17 protein-coding genes are annotated in these 15872 nt (G+C 42.6%); 6 read left to right on the top strand and 11 right to left on the bottom strand.

What is annotated here, in order from left to right:
• Positions 1–60: 60 nt before the first annotated feature.
• Positions 61–993, top strand: a complete 933-nt coding sequence (locus ASC42_RS07630; RefSeq protein WP_055441256.1) for an MBL fold metallo-hydrolase — start codon at positions 61–63, stop codon at positions 991–993.
• Between the two features lie 29 nt (positions 994–1022).
• Here the strand turns inward: ASC42_RS07630 and ASC42_RS07625 are convergent, their stop codons facing one another.
• Both ASC42_RS07625 and ASC42_RS07620 read right to left on the bottom strand, forming a co-directional pair.
• Positions 1023–2777: an ABC transporter ATP-binding protein gene (locus ASC42_RS07625; protein WP_055441255.1), complete on the bottom strand. Its 1755-nt coding sequence runs from the start codon at positions 2775–2777 to the stop codon at positions 1023–1025.
• Positions 2774–4528: an ABC transporter transmembrane domain-containing protein gene (locus ASC42_RS07620; RefSeq protein WP_055441254.1), complete on the bottom strand. Its 1755-nt coding sequence runs from the start codon at positions 4526–4528 to the stop codon at positions 2774–2776. Before ASC42_RS07620 ends, ASC42_RS07625 begins: the two co-directional genes overlap by 4 nt.
• A gap of 178 nt (positions 4529–4706) precedes the next feature.
• Here ASC42_RS07620 and ASC42_RS07615 point away from each other — a divergent pair, with 178 nt between their 5' ends.
• Positions 4707–5927, top strand: coding sequence for an NAD(P)/FAD-dependent oxidoreductase (locus tag ASC42_RS07615; protein ID WP_055441253.1), 1221 nt, complete (start codon positions 4707–4709; stop codon positions 5925–5927).
• A 9-nt stretch (positions 5928–5936) separates the two neighbouring features.
• On the opposite strand, the gene ASC42_RS07610 is transcribed toward ASC42_RS07615, so the two are convergent.
• The 3 genes from ASC42_RS07610 to ASC42_RS07600 all read right to left on the bottom strand — a co-directional run bounded on the left by ASC42_RS07610 (position 5937) and on the right by ASC42_RS07600 (position 8918).
• Complete coding sequence (locus ASC42_RS07610) at positions 5937–7232, bottom strand: glycosyltransferase family 4 protein (RefSeq protein WP_055441252.1); 1296 nt, start codon at positions 7230–7232, stop codon at positions 5937–5939.
• Entirely contained in the window at positions 7229–8320 is a 1092-nt protein-coding gene (locus ASC42_RS07605; RefSeq protein WP_167338100.1) for a CotS family spore coat protein, read from the bottom strand. The genes ASC42_RS07610 and ASC42_RS07605 overlap by 4 nt, the downstream gene beginning before the upstream one ends.
• A 103-nt stretch (positions 8321–8423) precedes the next feature.
• Positions 8424–8918, bottom strand: a complete 495-nt coding sequence (locus tag ASC42_RS07600; protein WP_055441250.1) for a glutathione peroxidase — start codon at positions 8916–8918, stop codon at positions 8424–8426.
• Positions 8919–9049: 131 nt separating this feature from the next.
• On the opposite strand from ASC42_RS07600, the gene ASC42_RS07595 reads away from it, so the two are divergent.
• The 3 genes from ASC42_RS07595 to ASC42_RS07585 all read left to right on the top strand — a co-directional run bounded on the left by ASC42_RS07595 (position 9050) and on the right by ASC42_RS07585 (position 11179).
• Positions 9050–9907, top strand: a complete 858-nt coding sequence (locus tag ASC42_RS07595) for a carbon-nitrogen hydrolase family protein (RefSeq protein ID WP_055441249.1) — start codon at positions 9050–9052, stop codon at positions 9905–9907.
• Positions 9908–9918: 11 nt separating this feature from the next.
• Complete coding sequence (locus tag ASC42_RS07590) at positions 9919–10581, top strand: GNAT family N-acetyltransferase (protein WP_055441248.1); 663 nt, start codon at positions 9919–9921, stop codon at positions 10579–10581.
• A 61-nt stretch (positions 10582–10642) separates the two neighbouring features.
• The gene (locus ASC42_RS07585; protein WP_055441247.1) at positions 10643–11179 is read left to right on the top strand and encodes a hypothetical protein; all 537 of its coding nucleotides are present in this window, start codon (positions 10643–10645) and stop codon (positions 11177–11179) included.
• Between the two features lie 31 nt (positions 11180–11210).
• Here ASC42_RS07585 and ASC42_RS07580 read toward each other — a convergent pair whose 3' ends face one another.
• Complete coding sequence (locus ASC42_RS07580) at positions 11211–12080, bottom strand: BMQ_0737 family morphogenetic spore coat protein (RefSeq protein ID WP_245191158.1); 870 nt, start codon at positions 12078–12080, stop codon at positions 11211–11213.
• A 193-nt stretch (positions 12081–12273) separates the two neighbouring features.
• Between ASC42_RS07580 and ASC42_RS07575 the strand changes: the two genes are divergently transcribed.
• Positions 12274–12609: a DUF3992 domain-containing protein gene (locus ASC42_RS07575; protein WP_055441245.1), complete on the top strand. Its 336-nt coding sequence runs from the start codon at positions 12274–12276 to the stop codon at positions 12607–12609.
• Between the two features lie 34 nt (positions 12610–12643).
• Here the strand turns inward: ASC42_RS07575 and ASC42_RS07570 are convergent, their stop codons facing one another.
• From ASC42_RS07570 to ASC42_RS07550, 5 genes are all read right to left on the bottom strand, one after another.
• Positions 12644–13078: a DnaA N-terminal domain-containing protein gene (locus tag ASC42_RS07570; RefSeq protein WP_055441244.1), complete on the bottom strand. Its 435-nt coding sequence runs from the start codon at positions 13076–13078 to the stop codon at positions 12644–12646.
• 52 nt (positions 13079–13130) lie between these two features.
• Positions 13131–13376, bottom strand: a complete 246-nt coding sequence (locus ASC42_RS07565; protein WP_055441243.1) for a YuzB family protein — start codon at positions 13374–13376, stop codon at positions 13131–13133.
• Between the two features lie 79 nt (positions 13377–13455).
• Positions 13456–13968: a hypothetical protein gene (locus ASC42_RS07560; protein WP_055441242.1), complete on the bottom strand. Its 513-nt coding sequence runs from the start codon at positions 13966–13968 to the stop codon at positions 13456–13458.
• 4 nt (positions 13969–13972) lie between these two features.
• A complete protein-coding gene (gene menC / locus ASC42_RS07555) occupies positions 13973–15094 on the bottom strand; it encodes an o-succinylbenzoate synthase (RefSeq protein ID WP_055441326.1) in 1122 nt (373 codons plus the stop codon).
• Between the two features lie 57 nt (positions 15095–15151).
• Positions 15152–15859 (bottom strand): ABC transporter ATP-binding protein, encoded by a 708-nt coding sequence (locus ASC42_RS07550; protein ID WP_055441241.1) that lies wholly within the window; start codon positions 15857–15859, stop codon positions 15152–15154.
• Positions 15860–15872 lie beyond the last annotated feature (13 nt).

Genomic DNA, 15872 nt, shown 5'->3' with positions numbered 1-15872 from the left:
TATGTTGTTTTATGAGAAAAAGATTCTATATAAAGAAGCACGACTTTAGGAGGAGAAAAAATGAGAAAGCGATATGAAAACTTAGATGGGGTCTCAACAACCAAAACATTTGCTGATTTACGGTGTTGGTATGCGGAAAGAAGACAAAAAAAGAAAGATTGGTCATATACTTTGCCTCGTGAACATATTCATCGTTCGTTGTTACATACAAATAAAAATCAAACGTTACTCACATGGGTAGGACATGCGACATTTATTATTCAAATAAACAGGTTGACGATTGTTACAGATCCTGTTTGGGCAAAACGGTTAGGAACGGTGCGCAGACTAACGGATCCAGCTCTTTCGATTGACGACGTACCTCCTGTCGATATTGTACTCATTTCCCATAGCCACTACGACCATTTGCACTTTTCAAGTATAAAGCAACTAAAAGGAAATCCTCTCATCCTCGTTCCAAGCGGATTACGTTCATCCTTTCTGAAAAGAGGGTTTGAGCGTGTTGTGGAATGCTGTTGGTGGGAAACGGTTGTCGAACAAAATGTTTCATTTACGTTCGTTCCGGCACAACATTGGTCTAAACGGACGTTATTTGATACAAATACATCCCATTGGGGTGGATGGGTAATTGAAGCAAAAGACAAACCGACGTTTTATTTTGCAGGAGATAGCGGATATTTCCGTGGATTTCGCGATATTGGAGAACGTTTTCGAATCGATTATGCTTTATTGCCGATTGGTGCATACGAACCAGAGTGGTTTATGGGCCCTCAACATGTGACACCAGAAGAAGCAGTACAAGCATTTATCGATTGCCAAGCAAAAACATTTATTCCGATGCATTATGGCACATTTCCGCTAGCTGACGATACACCGAAAGAGGCGTTAGACCGCCTTTACGCTGAATGGGAGCGCCGAAACCTTCCGAACGAACAATTGCGCGTGCTGAAATTAGGTGAAATCGTGCATTGCGAACACGAAACCGCCACATAAAACGTGGCGGTTTCAACAAATATGTTCACTTATACATAAGCATCTTCCGTTAATCCATTTTGCAATACGTACATACGATAGTACAACCCTCGTTTTGCAAGCAGCTGTTGATGAGTGCCGCGCTCGACAATTTCCCCTTGATGCAAGACGAGAATTTGATCCGCATCTTGAATCGTTGATAAGCGATGGGCAATCGCAATCGTCGTTCGTCCTTTTCGCATTTTTTCAAGTGCCTGTTGAATGGCTTCTTCTGTTTCTGTATCAATATTTGCTGTGGCTTCATCAAGCACTAATATTTTCGGATTCATCGCAATCGTTCGGGCAAACGCAATGAGCTGCCGTTGTCCGCTTGAAAACGTCGTGCCCCTCTCTGTCACCGGATGATCATACCCTTTCGGCAACTTTTCAATAAACGAATGGGCTTGAACAAATTTGGCAGCTTGCTCAATATGTTCATTCGTCAAATTTTTGTTATGAAGCCGGATGTTATCGCGCACCGTTCCGTAAAACAAAAACGGGTCTTGAAGCACAAGGCCAATATTTTTTCGTAATTCCTTTTTCGGATACGCTTTAATAGACTGTCCATCAATGAAAATATCCCCACGTTCAAATTCATAAAAGCGCATAAGCAATTGAACAATCGAGCTTTTTCCGCTCCCTGTATGCCCGACGAGCGCAACCGTCTCTCCTGGTCGAGCAATAAACGAAATATTTTTTAGCACATCACGTTTTCCATCGTAGCTAAACGATACGTTACGAAATTCAACCGTGCCCTTTTCAATAACGAGCGGCCGTTCGTCTTGTTTCGGTTCTTCTTCCCGTTCATCTAGCAATTGAAACACGCGCGATGAAGCAACAAGCGCTTGTTGAAACATCGATAAGCGCATCATCATTTGATTAATCGGTTCAAAAAATCGCTCTAAATAGTTGACGAAGGCGTATAACACACCAATTTCAACCGGGCTTTGAAAAGAAGAAAAACCAAAATAACTTAAAACGACAATAAGCGAAAACACATAAACGACATCTGTCGCGGGACGAAGCAACAAACTATCTAATTTAATGTTTTTCATCGCCGCCATATAATGTTTTTCATTAATCGCACCAAATTGCTCCCTCATCCGCTTTTGTTGACGGAACGCTTGAATAATTGCCATCCCTTGAAGCGATTCATTTAACTTCGCATTCAGTTGACTTAATCGCTCACGCAAATCGCTATAAAATACTGAACTATACTTTCGATACGTACGAATAATAAAATAAATAATCGGTAAAATGACTAAACAAAAAGCCGCTAATCGCACATCAAGCAAAAACATCGCGACAAACACACCAACTAAGAAAAAAGCACTTTGAATAAACGTGACAAGCACTTCAACAAACATTTCTTTAATGGCTTCCGTATCATTTGTCACTCGTGAGACGATGCTCCCAGCCGGTGTGCGATCAAAATAACGCATCCCCAACGATTGTACTTTTGCAAATACATCCATGCGCAGTTGTTGAATAATTTTTAATGCGATTTCTTGAAACTTTAGCAATTGAAAATAAGAAAGAACGACTTTTCCGATGTGTATCGTAGCGTAAGCAGTTGCTAGTGCGATCATCGCTTGAAACGGAAACGTCATATGCGTTAAATAATCATCAATGAAAATTTTTACAATAATCGGACCAAGTACTTCTCCTGCGGTCGTTAACGCCAAAAGAAAAAAAGCAAACAATAACGATTTTCGGTGCGGTATAGCATAGCTCATTAGCCGCATAAACACCTGCCGTTGATTCATTGTATCCCTCCACGTTCAACGAGTTGTTCGAGCTGTTGACGAGCGTACATATCGCGATACCATCCGTCTTGTGCAGCGAGCTCGTCATGCGTACCACGTTGAACAATTTTCCCATCTTCAAGCACTAAAATAAGGTGCGCATGTTGGATGGCGCTTAGTCGATGTGTGGCAATCATCGTCGTCTTCCCGGCGCGATTTTCTTTTAACGCCTGTAAAATGCGCTCTTCTGTTTGTGCATCGACAGCCGATAATGAATCGTCTAAAATGAGCACTTCAGGATCAAGCAACAATGCGCGCGCAATCGACAGCCGTTGTTTTTGCCCTCCTGATAACGACACACCTCTTTCACCAACAACTGTTGCGTATTGGTCAGGAAACTGTAAAATATCCTCATGCACGTGAGCGAGTTTAGCGACATGCTCCACCTCTTCTTGACTTGCCTCTGGTCGTGCAAAGGCGATATTATCGCGAATAGAGGTAGAAAAAAGAAAATGATCTTGCGGCACATAACCGATCGCTTCGCGCAACCGTTCGATTCGATATTGCGTAATCGAACGTCCACCAAAATAAACGTCACCATCCATGCCAACAAACTCGCGCAGTAACACTTTCAAAAGCGTCGTCTTTCCAGCTCCTGTCTTTCCAACAATCCCTAACGTTTCTCCTTTTTTTAATGTAAACTGAATGTTTTGCAACGTTGGCTTCGTTTCATTTGGATATGTAAAGGAACGAAGATCATACGTGATATTCCCTGTCGGTACTTCATCAAGCAATGCGTCATTTTCTTGTATATCCGGTTGTTCGCGCAGCAACGATAACACACGGTCATATGAAGCACGACCGCGTTCTACAATATTAAATAACCAACCGAACGCCAACATTGGCCAAATGAGAAGTCCTAAATACATCGTAAATGAAACGAGCTGCCCGATCGTTAACTCTCCTTGAACGACAAAACGAGCCCCAAAAACAATCGCTAAGAAAAACGATACGCCGACAATGAGTGAAATCGTTGGATCAAACAATGAATCAATGCGAGCAACAGCCATATTTTTTCGGACGACATCATCTGATTGCATTCGAAACGATTCAATTTCTTCTTTTTCTTGTCCAAACGTTTTTATCACTTTAATACCAGCAATGCTTTCTTGTACTTTATCGTTTAATGCAGAAAACGCCTCTTGCGCCAGATGAAACCGTTGATGAAGCAACGAGCCGTAGTAGCTCGTTAAATACGCCATAAGCGGCATCGGCAATAAACAAATAAGCGTTAGTTTCCAACTAATTGTAAATGCCATCGTCGCAATGACAAAGCCTCCGATACATAATGAATCAACAAGCGTCAAAACGCCAACGCCAGCAGTTTGTTGAATCGCTTGCAAATCGTTTGTCGCATGTGCCATTAAATCGCCGATGCGACGTTTTTGATGAAATGATGGAGACATCGTTGTGAAGTGACTATACAGCCGATCGCGCAACAAGCGCGCGAGCTTTGCCGCTGATCCGAAAATCATCGTTCGCCAAACGTAACGACAAACATACATACAAAGCGCAACACCTGCAAGCAAACTTAACCACATGATAAGCTTTTCTTTCGTCAATTCCCCTGTTTTGACAGCATCTACAACATGCCCAATCACTTTTGGAGGAATAAGCTCAAGCAATGAAACAATCGCAAGCAATATAATTCCAATCATGTACGCTTTTCTTTCTTGCTTAAAAAACCACATTAAGTCGAGGAATACTTTCACACACCATCCCTACCTTCTTGCACTCCTGTTGTCATTTCGTTCATTTTATCAAATATTCCAAAAATAAGAAAGCGTTTTGTTATGTCAATATATAAAGGTTGTTTTTCTTGTCGCATACTTTTACATATGCAGGTCAATCTAAAAAAGACCAAAACAAACAAGGAAGGTGGTTGTCGCCATGAATTTGCAAACAGGAAAGCTATATTGGCCAACGACGTTTCCCGACGCTCCTTCGTATCCACCACTAGACGAGGATATTCAATGTGACGTATTAATTGTCGGTGCGGGCGGATCAGGGGCGTTATGTGCTTATTATTTAAGTGAAACCGATTTAGACGTTGTCGTCATCGACAAACGAAAAGCGGGATACGGGAGTACAATGACAAACACGGCGCTTATTCAATGTCTCGGGGATAAAATGTTTTTTGAACTTGTCAACAGTTTTGGAGAAACGTATGCCGCCCGACATTTGACACTTTGTCAACAAGCAGTCAATGAACTTGAACGAACGGCAAATCAATTACATATTGATACAGAATTTAAGCGGAGAGATAGTTTGTATTATGCGAGCGTTGCCGAAGATGTAGCAAAACTTGAAAAAGAATATGAAGCATTAAAAAAGCAAGGCTATCCCGTTGTTTGGCTAAATGAACAACAAATACGCCAACACTATCCGTTTAAAAAACATGCGGCTTTATATACAACAGGCGATGGGGAACTCAATCCGTATAAATTAACGATCGGACTGTTGGAATATGCAAAAAAACGCGGCGTGCGCGTGTTTGAAGAAACAGAAATGAACGGAAAAAAACTTGAACAACATATGGCAACATGTTATACGAAAAACGGATATAGCATTCGAGCACGAAAAGTCATTTTCGCCGCAGGTTACGAAACGTTAGAAGTAAAGCAAGAAAAGAAGGCGTTGCTCGTTAGTTCGTACGCTGTCATTACAAATCGGATTGAAGATTTTTCAAGTTGGTATAAGCGAACGCTCATTTGGGAAACGGCGCGCCCGTATGTATATATGCGCACAACGGCTGATAATCGCATTATTATCGGTGGGCTAGATGAAAATACCGCTTATGCAGACGACCGTGACGCGAAGCTCATGCATAAAAAAGAACGACTGATTGAAGAATTTCATCGGCTATTTCCTAATATTCACGTCGTTCCTGAATTTTATTTAGCTGCCTTTTACGGCGGGACGCATGATGGCCTTCCGATGATTGGTGTATATGATTCCTTCCCGAATTGTTATTTCGTCTATGCTTACGGGGACAACGGAACCGTATATAGCACTGTACTCGCCCAAATTTTACGCGATGTGATAACAGAAAAACAAAATGATGACTTTTATTTATATATGCAAACAAGGCCAAAACTCCCACAAACGTAAGTGGGAGTTTTATGTTGTAATCGCCCATACAAATGTTTTTTTCCTTTTCTTATTTGGCGCGGCTTTTTCACGTTGTGGAATTGGCTCGAGCATCGGTTTTTCAACGACTTGTTCGATCGGTGCTTCAACAGGAACCACAGCTTGTGCAAACGAAAGATCGGTTTGTTCGACATGTTGCCACACATGTAGCAAATCGGAAGCCACGCGTTCCCAACGATAAAGCGACGTAGCTAATTTTCGTCCGTTGTCCCCCATTTTTTTCATTAGTATGCGATTTGATAAGATTTGTGTCATTTTTTCCACAAAATCTTGCGGATCTTCTGGTCTTTCGACAACGACACCATTTTCATTCGGAACGATAACTTCAGGATTGCCGCCACGAGCAGTAGTTACAATCGGAAGCCCTGCCGCCATCGCTTCATAATGGACACGAGCAAGCGGCTCTTGCCATTGCGATGTACAAACGAACAAATCAGCAGCTGCAAACCAGTTTTGAATTTCATTTGGCGGTACGAATCCTGTCGCTACAACAGGGACAGGCAATCTTTTAGCTAGCGAACGAATGTAAGCAATATAATCGGTTGTCCCTTCTTCGCTAAACCATTTGCTTCCGACAATGACGAGCGCTAAATCGTTAAATCGTTTCGCAAGTTCCGGCAGCGCTTGAATGAGTTTGTCAACCCCTTTATTCGGCGACAACCGACCGGCAAATAAAATAACTGTTTTTTGATCTATTCCGTGCGCTTGGCGCAGCTGTTTGCGAATCGACGCCATATACGGATGGCTCCCTGGCAAAAACCGCTCGGAGTCAACACCGGAGTAAATCGTCCGCAGTTTTCCTTCTGCTTCTGGATATAGCTCGCGAATGACTTGACCGATGTAGTTGCTGATCGTCACAATCGCTGATACTTGCCGCACCACTTGTTCTGCTTCTTCACGGTTGATTTTCGCTAGTTGGAACATGTCGTTATGCATGCTGAGCGTAATTTTTGCATGAGGAACAACTTGGCGAATGGGTAAAACAAGGCGTGGACGATTAAAAATATGAATGAGGTCAAACGTATGATCTCTCACATATTGAACGACGTGATCGCAATACGTATCAAATACGTTCCCTGGAACACGTACGTAGTGGATACCGTCGATCGTCTCTTCGTTTGGCAATGTTTCGTGTTGTACACCTAGCACAGTAATGCGGTGTGCGTGACGAAGATGAGGAAGAATGCCTGCAATATACGTTTGAATCGCACCACCAAGTACGGGAGGAACAGGTAGTTTTTCTGTACAAATCATTAAAACGTTCATATATTTCTATTCTCCTTCCAGTCGTTTTCAATTTCTGCAAGCACTGGCCATTTTGTTTCATCTGTAGCAACGAGTATGTCGATAAGTTGCGTTGTTTGCTCCGTTAGAAATAACTCTGGGTCATATACTACTTCTTTTATATTTTTGTAAAATTCATTCGGAAGTGACAAATCGATCATCAATACATCATATAATGAAGCGTCAATTGGATTCGCTTCGTGGTATGCTCGAATCATTTCACGCACCCAATGAACGTCCCAACGATATAAATCAGCCATCGTACCAGAGATGAGTTTTCGTAAGTCGCGGATCGGTAAATCAAATGCAACACCATCTAAATCAATAATCCACATGCCATTTGCACCCATTTGACCGTTCGACCACCCATAATCTTGATGCACAAGCCCCCATTCGCTATGTCCGCGCTCAACGAGTTGGTTGTATGGCGATTGTTGAAGTCTTATAAAACTGTCACGCGCTTGAGCTTGAAAGTGGTCGACAACTTGCAATAACATGGCGCTTGCTGGCATTTCTTTATATACGTTAGCTAATTGGCGAAACCAGTCCATTTTACTAATCGTTTTTTCATACGTTTTCGGCCATTTATATAACCGCGAAGCGATTTCTGCCCCTTTAGGCGGAACGTATCCTTTGCTTAAACGATGAAATTCGCCAAGCGCATAACAAAGCTGCTTTGCTCCTTCTAAATCTTTTGCTACTGGAAATAACGGTTCAATCCACTCCGCTACAAACCATAGTTTTCCGCCCGCCTCCACATAATCCATTCCGTCTTTCGTTTGTACGATCGGCGGGACGTTGGCTTTTTGCACATCGACTAAATATCGTTGTGCCCCAAGGCTAAATAAGCTGCGCGTTGGCCGGCGATGGAGCAATTTTAAACTTTTCGGACCTTTGTTCGTTTCTAATTTCCAAATCGCTCCCCCTTTATCTGGCTTCGTCGTCACGACTTGCCTACTTTGAACAGACAAATCGTAATGGCGCAAAACGTCTTCTGCCATTTGTTCAATATAGTCCGGTACGAAAAATTCGTGCATCGTTTCATCGACAATCCATGGCTCAATGAACATATAACCCCTCCTATTTGACATAAATCCCTACTATCTCAACATATGCACTAAAAGAAATTTCGTATAGACATATCCATTACGCCCAACAAAAAACCGCCTCTTTTCATTCAGAGACGGTTTCACTAAGCCATTGTTCAATATGTTGTTCTAGTTCTAACGGCTTTGTTGTTGGCGCAAACCGCGCGACCACTTGCCCGTTTCGATCAACTAAAAACTTTGTAAAATTCCATTTCACCGCTTTCGTTCCTAACACACCTGGCGCTTGCTCAGTTAAGTAAACGAACAGCGGATGGGCGTTTGGACCGTTTACGTCCACTTTCGCAAACATCGGAAACGTTACACGATAATTCAATTGGCAAAATTGTGAAATTTCTTCTTCCGATCCCGGCTCTTGATTTCCAAACTGATTGCACGGGAAACCGAGCACAACAAAACCACGATCTTTATATTTATCATATAGCTGTTGTAATTGTTCATATTGCGGCGTCAATCCACATTTACTTGCCGTATTAACGATCAATAGTACATTTCCTTTATATCGTGCTAGCGATTGATCTTCACCACGGATCGTGCGCACATGAAAATCGTAAACACTCATTTGTATCTCCTCCTTTTTATCGCTATTGTAGCACACATATCGTTTTTTCTACACAAACAATGCTTCCATTCAGACAAAATAAAACATATTCGCTATAATAGTGAAAAAATACAAAAAAGAAGGTGTTTTCATTGAAAATGCGCGTCAGTGCGGTGCAATATCATTTACATACGATTCAATCGTTTGAACAGTTCGCAAAACAAGTTGAACATTATGTAAAAACAGCACAAGAATTTGGGGCTGAATTTGTCTTATTCCCAGAGTTTATGACGACACAGCTCATGTCCATTGGCGATGACACGAAAGAAGCGTTAACGATCGACGAGCTTCCGACGTTTACAGAAGCATATCGTTCGCTATTTACCACGCTGGCGAAACAGACGAATATGCATATCATCGGCGGGACGCATGTCGTAAAAAAAGGAGATCGGCTATATAATGTCGCTCATTTATTTTATCCTGACGGAACGATTGCTGAACAGGCGAAATTGCATATTACGCCGACGGAAGTGAACGAATGGAATATGCATGGCGGCGATACATTGCGCGTCTTTCCAACAACGAAAGGAACGATTGCCATTTTAACATGTTATGATATCGAATTTCCTGAAATCGTGCGCATGGCGCGCGCAAAAGGAGCAGACGTCATTTTTTGCCCATCATGCACCGATGACCGCCACGGGTTTCATCGCGTACGCTATACATGCCACGCCCGTGCCATTGAAAACCAAGTGTACGTCGTCACGACAGGAACAGTCGGCTCGTTGCCAACCGTCGATTTTATGCGGGCAAACTTCGGTCAAGCAGCGATCATTACACCGAACGATATTCCATTTCCACCGCGTGGCATTTTAGCGGAAGGAGAAATCAATAACGATATGATCATTACGGCTGATCTTGATTTACAGCTTCTTTACGACGTTCGCGAACGCGGATCGGTAACAACATGGCGCGATCGGCGCACGGATTTATATACAGATTGGACATAAGGGGGAGAACGATGTATAAAAAGCAACTTTACGTCTTTCATGGCGATCGTCCAATTCCTGCGATCATTCGTAACTACGAAGAAAAAGACATCGACGCGTTAATTCGCATTCAGCAAGAAAGTTTTCCACCTCCTTTCCCATCTGAACTATGGTGGAATAAAGAACAGCTTATGAATCATATCACACTTTTTCCAGAGGGGGCGTTATGTGTCGAAGTGGACGGGGAAGTCGTCGGATCGATGACCGGTTTGATCGTGAACTTTCATCCAAGCGATGCCGATCATACGTGGGAAGAAATAACGGATAACGGATATATTCGCAACCATAACCGAAACGGCAATACGCTATACGTCGTTGACATCGGTGTCCGCCCATCATATCGAAAACTCGGCTTAGGAAAATGGTTGATGCAATCGATGTACGAAGTTGTCGTCCAGCAAAAGCTTGAACGACTATTAGGTGGCAGTCGGATGCCGGGGTATCATCTATACGCGAGTGAAATGACCGCTGAACAATATGTAGACGCTGTAATCAAAGGAAAACTGAAAGACCCTGTCATTACATTTTTACTTCGTTGTGGGCGCACGCCAGTGAAACTCGTCGCCAACTATTTAGAAGATGCCCAATCGTGCAACTACGCCTTGCTTATGGAATGGCGCAATCCGTTTTTGTAACCGCCCGTCCACACCGTTCCTCTCTCTCATTCATACGATAAAGTAGAGAGGAGGAAACGAAATGAAAAAATGTTGTTGTGCACCAACGCGTCATAAACCAATGCCGCCACAACGCGATGAATGCCCATGCTGTGTCGAAGGAATGAAAGATGTATTAGCACAGCTAAACGGAAAAGAAGTCGATATTGCCACACTCGACCAAACAGGACTAGGACAAGGAAATAATAATTTTATAGTCGGTACGATCGTAAATGACTTAATCGTCACGGGTACGATTCCTGGAAGCGGACAAAATAGACGTTCTGCCGCTTTTCCGATTTGTAATGTCGTTGGGGTGAGAGGAGATGCGCTAAAAAATATTCATCTTCCCGCCATTGACGAAACGTGCGATTGTTGCGAACGTTCCATTACAAGCTTTTTGCAACGTATTCAAGGACAGACGATAGATGTCGACACATTAGCTACCGGGCAATTTAACAATGTGCAAAATGTTACAGTCGATGACGTCGGAAAAGGAACTGTGCGTCTGACAACCACAAACGAAACATGGGTCGTAAACAGTTGTTTTATTTCGGGCATATTTGGCTTTTCACTATAAGAGAGCTTCGCTTCACGCGTCGCTCTCTTTTTTACAGTAGTGGACAGCTCGGAATGAAAAGATGGGCAGGACATACGTCTACTTGTTGTTCAATACGTGGTGTACACGTTTTTCCGTCAATTTCAACTTTCACACGTCCGAGCGATTGAATATGTTGACAAAGATGAACAGAAATGAATATTTGCGGGCACGTTGTCGAAAGAAGCGCCGCTTTACAGTCAGCTACAACCGTTTCACAGACGACGTTCGTCCCCGATGGAGCACATAATAACACGTCTTCGACCGTTGCTAATGAAATCGGTTTTGTCTTCCATACCGTACCATCTTTCCGCGTACATTGTAATACGACAAATGTTTCGACAAGAACATATATTTTCTGTAGCTCAACTCGTTTTCCGTTTGGCAACATGACTTGCACCGTCTGTCGTTCATCAAGTATATGACAAACGATTTGTTCTGGTGTAATCGGCTGTCCGCACGCATCGGTCAATATGCAACGAATATGTTCACAATCGCCAAGACGATCGAGCTGTTGATGGAGTTGGATACATACGCGTCCGATGCACGTGCCATTTCCTTTACATTCAACATGCACGTCGCGTAAACGCGCCATCGTCAATGAACGGGATTCCCCTTCTTGTAATGAACATGCGATTTCTCCGTTAATCAAGACGTCCATTTGTTGTCCGCAACCTTGTTCATATACAACCGTCACCGTTCCAAACGCATGCACATGTTCTTCCGCTGACCATACGATCGTTTTTTCCCCGCATGGCGCACAAACGTTAACACAAATATTGTGCTCGACAATCGGTTCGGTCAACGCCCCTCTTTTCGTTAATTTTACCGAACGCGTAACCCAATCAAACACTTTCTCTACATGAACACAATGCTTCTCCACCTGCCACTCCCTCCTTTTCATTCGATATATCATACTATGTGTCGATGTACATTCGTGCATAGGCGTACGGTGAAAAAATGTAATAAAAAATAGGTGCGAAACAAAGGACAAAATCCTATACACATTTTCATTTTTTGCATTGTATATAGAGGAAGATCATTCTTCTAATAAAAGATGAGAAGGAGCGGATACAATGAGCTGTAGCGGATGTTGTCCAGACCGTCCAATCGTGACGGATGAAATTTGTCAAAATTGGGAGTTTAGTTGTGACAGTACAGATCGTACAATTTGGGAAGCTGATGGGGATGTCATTAAACCATTTGGAACAGTAACGGTACTAGTGGAAAATAGTTGTGATGGTGTCGAAGTACGTGTGAATCAAACATTAATTACTACACTAAAAGAGGGACAATCGTTTTCTAAGACATTTAATAGTCTAAGAAATGTATCTATTCGTTGTTTAGGAGGATCCGGTGGTTCTATTTGTTGTGGAAAGTTATGTATGACGGTACATTACAAAAAATGTTAATAAAAAAGGTGTTCCGCTGGCTGGAACACCTTTTTTAATGAATATACGTTTTCGGCACGGGTTGTTCATCGGTTGCGAGTAATCGTTCAAGGAAGTCAGTACGTTCACGTAGTTGGGCTACTTCTTTTTCTATTTCTTCCATTCGTCGTTCCACTTTCGTTACGCGCGCTTCGAGGTTCCACGTCTGTTTTTCAAGGGCGATCATGTAGTTCCACATGCGCATAAATTGTTCATCAGACAGCTCATGGGGCGCCTCAAACTGGATAGGCAGTCGTTTGCCGCAAACTTTTTCAATCGCTTGTTCGATGTGAGACGTATATAACGTTTGAAGCCAATTTTTTTGTAATGGGTTCGTGCAATGAATAACGACTTTATCGTCTTCCATCGTCGCTGTCGTTCCTTCGATCCATGTGTGAAAAGCGAGCGAGGACATCATGCGAGATAAAACGTTTTTCACTTCTGACCACACCGTTCTCCCCCCTTTCACACATGGAATTAAACAAAAATAAAAAAATTCCTTCCTATTTTTTTCGAAACGCCCACCATTGTTTTGTTATTTCATAAGCAATGCGGTCATATAATTCATCCGTCGTCGTCGCTTTGACAACTTCGCCATCGAGTAAAACGAACGGGCAATGTTTGCATGTTTTACATTTGCCAACGCAATCTTTTCGTTTTATTTTTACATGTTTGAACGTTTGTTTGAAAAACGCATATAACGTTTTTGTTGCAAATTTATTTTTCTTGCAAAAATGCATTTTTTTCATGTCGCCACACTCCAAGTATGATAACTATAATCATTTTCATTTCTATCATACTTCGAATGTTTGATTCCTTCAATGATTTTTATGCGGCATATTGTTGTAATTGTTCAAGCGAGCGGATGATGTACGGAATCATATGTAATAAGTCGTCGACATGGCTTTCGTTAATCGTGCGTCCGAAATCAATCGTCACTTCATGCGTGTATCGTTCATTTTGTCCATATGTATACGTCAACGTTTGTAAAATGATGCGGCGCTCTCCCCAAATGTGTTTTAACGTTTGTTCTACGTCAGCTCCATCGACGTTTGTCGCTAAAAAAGAAAACGAAACGGTTACCGTACAGCCTGCATGCGTTGCATCTTCATATAACAGTTCGTTCGCAATATGTTGAAGCGTCATCGCAAGCGAAATGGTGCACGTCACTTCATGCGCATGCCGCAATTGAAAAGAAAGCGCATATGCGCGCGTAAATTTCGCTAAGTCGACAACGTCAGAACGATCCACGACTGTAATAAGCTCATCGCTTATATCTAAATCATATATCGCTCCTTCTACCACCGTTTTTAAATTATCAAAAATCGTCGGGTCAAACATATGATCATCCTCTCGAACGTTTACATATTTTTAAACGAACTGTACGCTTTTCGACTTCTGTCACATCAACTTCATAGCCAATTCCGAACTCATGTCGAACGAAAATTCGCCCATCACGGACAGTCACTTCGGGGGTAATGAAATCACGTTCCCAATAATTTGCCGATGCAGCTGTATCGCTAGGGAACGAGAAATATGGAAGTGTCGCTAAAGCGATGCTGTGCGCTCGCCCAACCCCACCTTCTAACATCCCACCGCACCATACAGGAAGATGATGTTGCTGGCATAAATCATGAATGCGTTTTGCTTCTGTTAATCCACCTACTCGACCAATTTTTATATTGATCACGCGGCAACTTTTTAACTCAATCGCCCTTTTTGCATCTTCATATGAACAAATGCTTTCATCTAAACAAATCGGTGTTTTTAGCTTCGCTTGTAATTTAGCATGGTCAACAATATCGTCCACAGCAAGCGGCTGCTCAATCATAAGCAATTCATAATCATCAAGCGCTTGCAGACGGGCGATGTCGCGTAACGAATAAGCACAGTTCGCATCAACCATAAGCGGCACATGGGGAAAATGATGACGAACAGCGCGAACGACATCTACATCCCACCCCGGCTTAATTTTTATTTTTACACGTCTATATCCTTCTATAAGCGCCTGCTCCATCCGTTTTAATAAATCCGTTATCGGTTGAATACCGATGCTTACGCCAACTTCTACTTCTTTTTTTTCACCGCCTAACGCAACGTGCAACGGCATATGATGCCGCTTAGCAAACAAGTCCCATACGGCTCCTTCAAGCGCCGCTTTTGCCATATAATTGCGGCGAATGAGCGAAAATTGGTCACGCAATTCATCCGGATGATAAACAGGTGCTTGAAAAAGAAGCGGAATTAAAAATGCTTCAAGCATATGCCACATCGTTTCGATCGTTTCTTCCGTATACCAAGGTGCAGCAAACGCGACGCCTTCTCCCCAGCCGCGCACACCATCTTGATCAATGACTTCCACTAATAAAACCGGACGTTTTTTCATCGTCCCAAAACTTGTCGTAAATGGTGATTTTAATTCCATTTCTAAGTATCGTAAAATAACTGTATGAAATTGCACAAAAATCCCTCCAAAATCATTATACAAAAAGGCGCTAGCTTTTGTCGCCATGCGCCTTTTTGTTCATCCTAAATACGCTTCTCTCACTTGTTCGTTTCCGAGCAACTCTTTTCCTGTTCCTGACATTGTAATTTCCCCTGTTTGAATGACGTAGCCACGATGGGCAATTTGAAGCGCTTGGAATGCGTTTTGTTCAACGAGCAAAATCGTCATTCCTTCATCGTTTAACTCGCGAATAATATGAAAGATTTGTTCGACGATAATTGGGGCTAAACCCATTGACGGTTCATCTAGCATAAGAAGTCGAGGCTTCATCATTAAAGCACGACCGATTGCTAGCATTTGTTGTTCTCCGCCGCTCATCGTTCCCCCTTTTTGTTGTAAACGCTCTTTTAGTCGCGGGAAATAATGAAACACCCGTTCCATTCGTTCAGCTATTTCTTTTTTATCTTTTACCGAAAAAGCTCCCATTTCTAAATTTTCTTTTACCGTCAGTCTCGGAAAAATTCGCCGTCCTTCCGGAACATGAGCGATGCCTGATAATGACGTAATATGTGGGGGCGTATTTGTGATGTCTCTTCCTTCGTACAAAATGCTCCCGCTTTTCGCCTTCACCTGTCCGCTAATCGTTTTTAACGTCGTTGATTTTCCAGCACCGTTACTGCCGATTAACGTCACAATTTCCCCTTCGCACACTTCTAAATCAATTCCTTTTAACGCATGAACTCCGCCATAAAACGTATGAACACGCTCTAGCCGCAGCAAACTCACTCGCTACCCCTCC

Source organism: Anoxybacillus suryakundensis, from assembly GCF_001418025.1.
Lineage (GTDB): Bacteria > Bacillota > Bacilli > Bacillales > Anoxybacillaceae > Anoxybacillus > Anoxybacillus tengchongensis.
The sequence above is the reverse complement of the archived record's forward strand: the minus strand, read 5'-3'. Positions and strand labels throughout refer to the sequence as shown.

Excerpts from the sequence above, each read along its gene's own strand:
- ASC42_RS07600 (WP_055441250.1), bottom strand. The coding sequence starts at position 8,918 with ATGAGTGTTTACGATTTTCATGTGCGCACGATCCGTGGTGAAGATCAA.
- ASC42_RS07590 (WP_055441248.1), top strand. The coding sequence starts at position 9,919 with ATGTATAAAAAGCAACTTTACGTCTTTCATGGCGATCGTCCAATTCCT.
- ASC42_RS07605 (WP_167338100.1), bottom strand. The coding sequence starts at position 8,320 with ATGTTCATTGAGCCATGGATTGTCGATGAAACGATGCACGAATTTTTC.
- ASC42_RS07625 (WP_055441255.1), bottom strand. The coding sequence starts at position 2,777 with ATGAATCAACGGCAGGTGTTTATGCGGCTAATGAGCTATGCTATACCG.
- ASC42_RS07560 (WP_055441242.1), bottom strand. The coding sequence starts at position 13,968 with ATGTTTGACCCGACGATTTTTGATAATTTAAAAACGGTGGTAGAAGGA.
- ASC42_RS07630 (WP_055441256.1), top strand. The coding sequence starts at position 61 with ATGAGAAAGCGATATGAAAACTTAGATGGGGTCTCAACAACCAAAACA.
- ASC42_RS07585 (WP_055441247.1), top strand. The coding sequence starts at position 10,643 with ATGAAAAAATGTTGTTGTGCACCAACGCGTCATAAACCAATGCCGCCA.
- ASC42_RS07615 (WP_055441253.1), top strand. The coding sequence starts at position 4,707 with ATGAATTTGCAAACAGGAAAGCTATATTGGCCAACGACGTTTCCCGAC.
- ASC42_RS07610 (WP_055441252.1), bottom strand. The coding sequence starts at position 7,232 with ATGAACGTTTTAATGATTTGTACAGAAAAACTACCTGTTCCTCCCGTA.
- ASC42_RS07575 (WP_055441245.1), top strand. The coding sequence starts at position 12,274 with ATGAGCTGTAGCGGATGTTGTCCAGACCGTCCAATCGTGACGGATGAA.
- ASC42_RS07565 (WP_055441243.1), bottom strand. The coding sequence starts at position 13,376 with ATGAAAAAAATGCATTTTTGCAAGAAAAATAAATTTGCAACAAAAACG.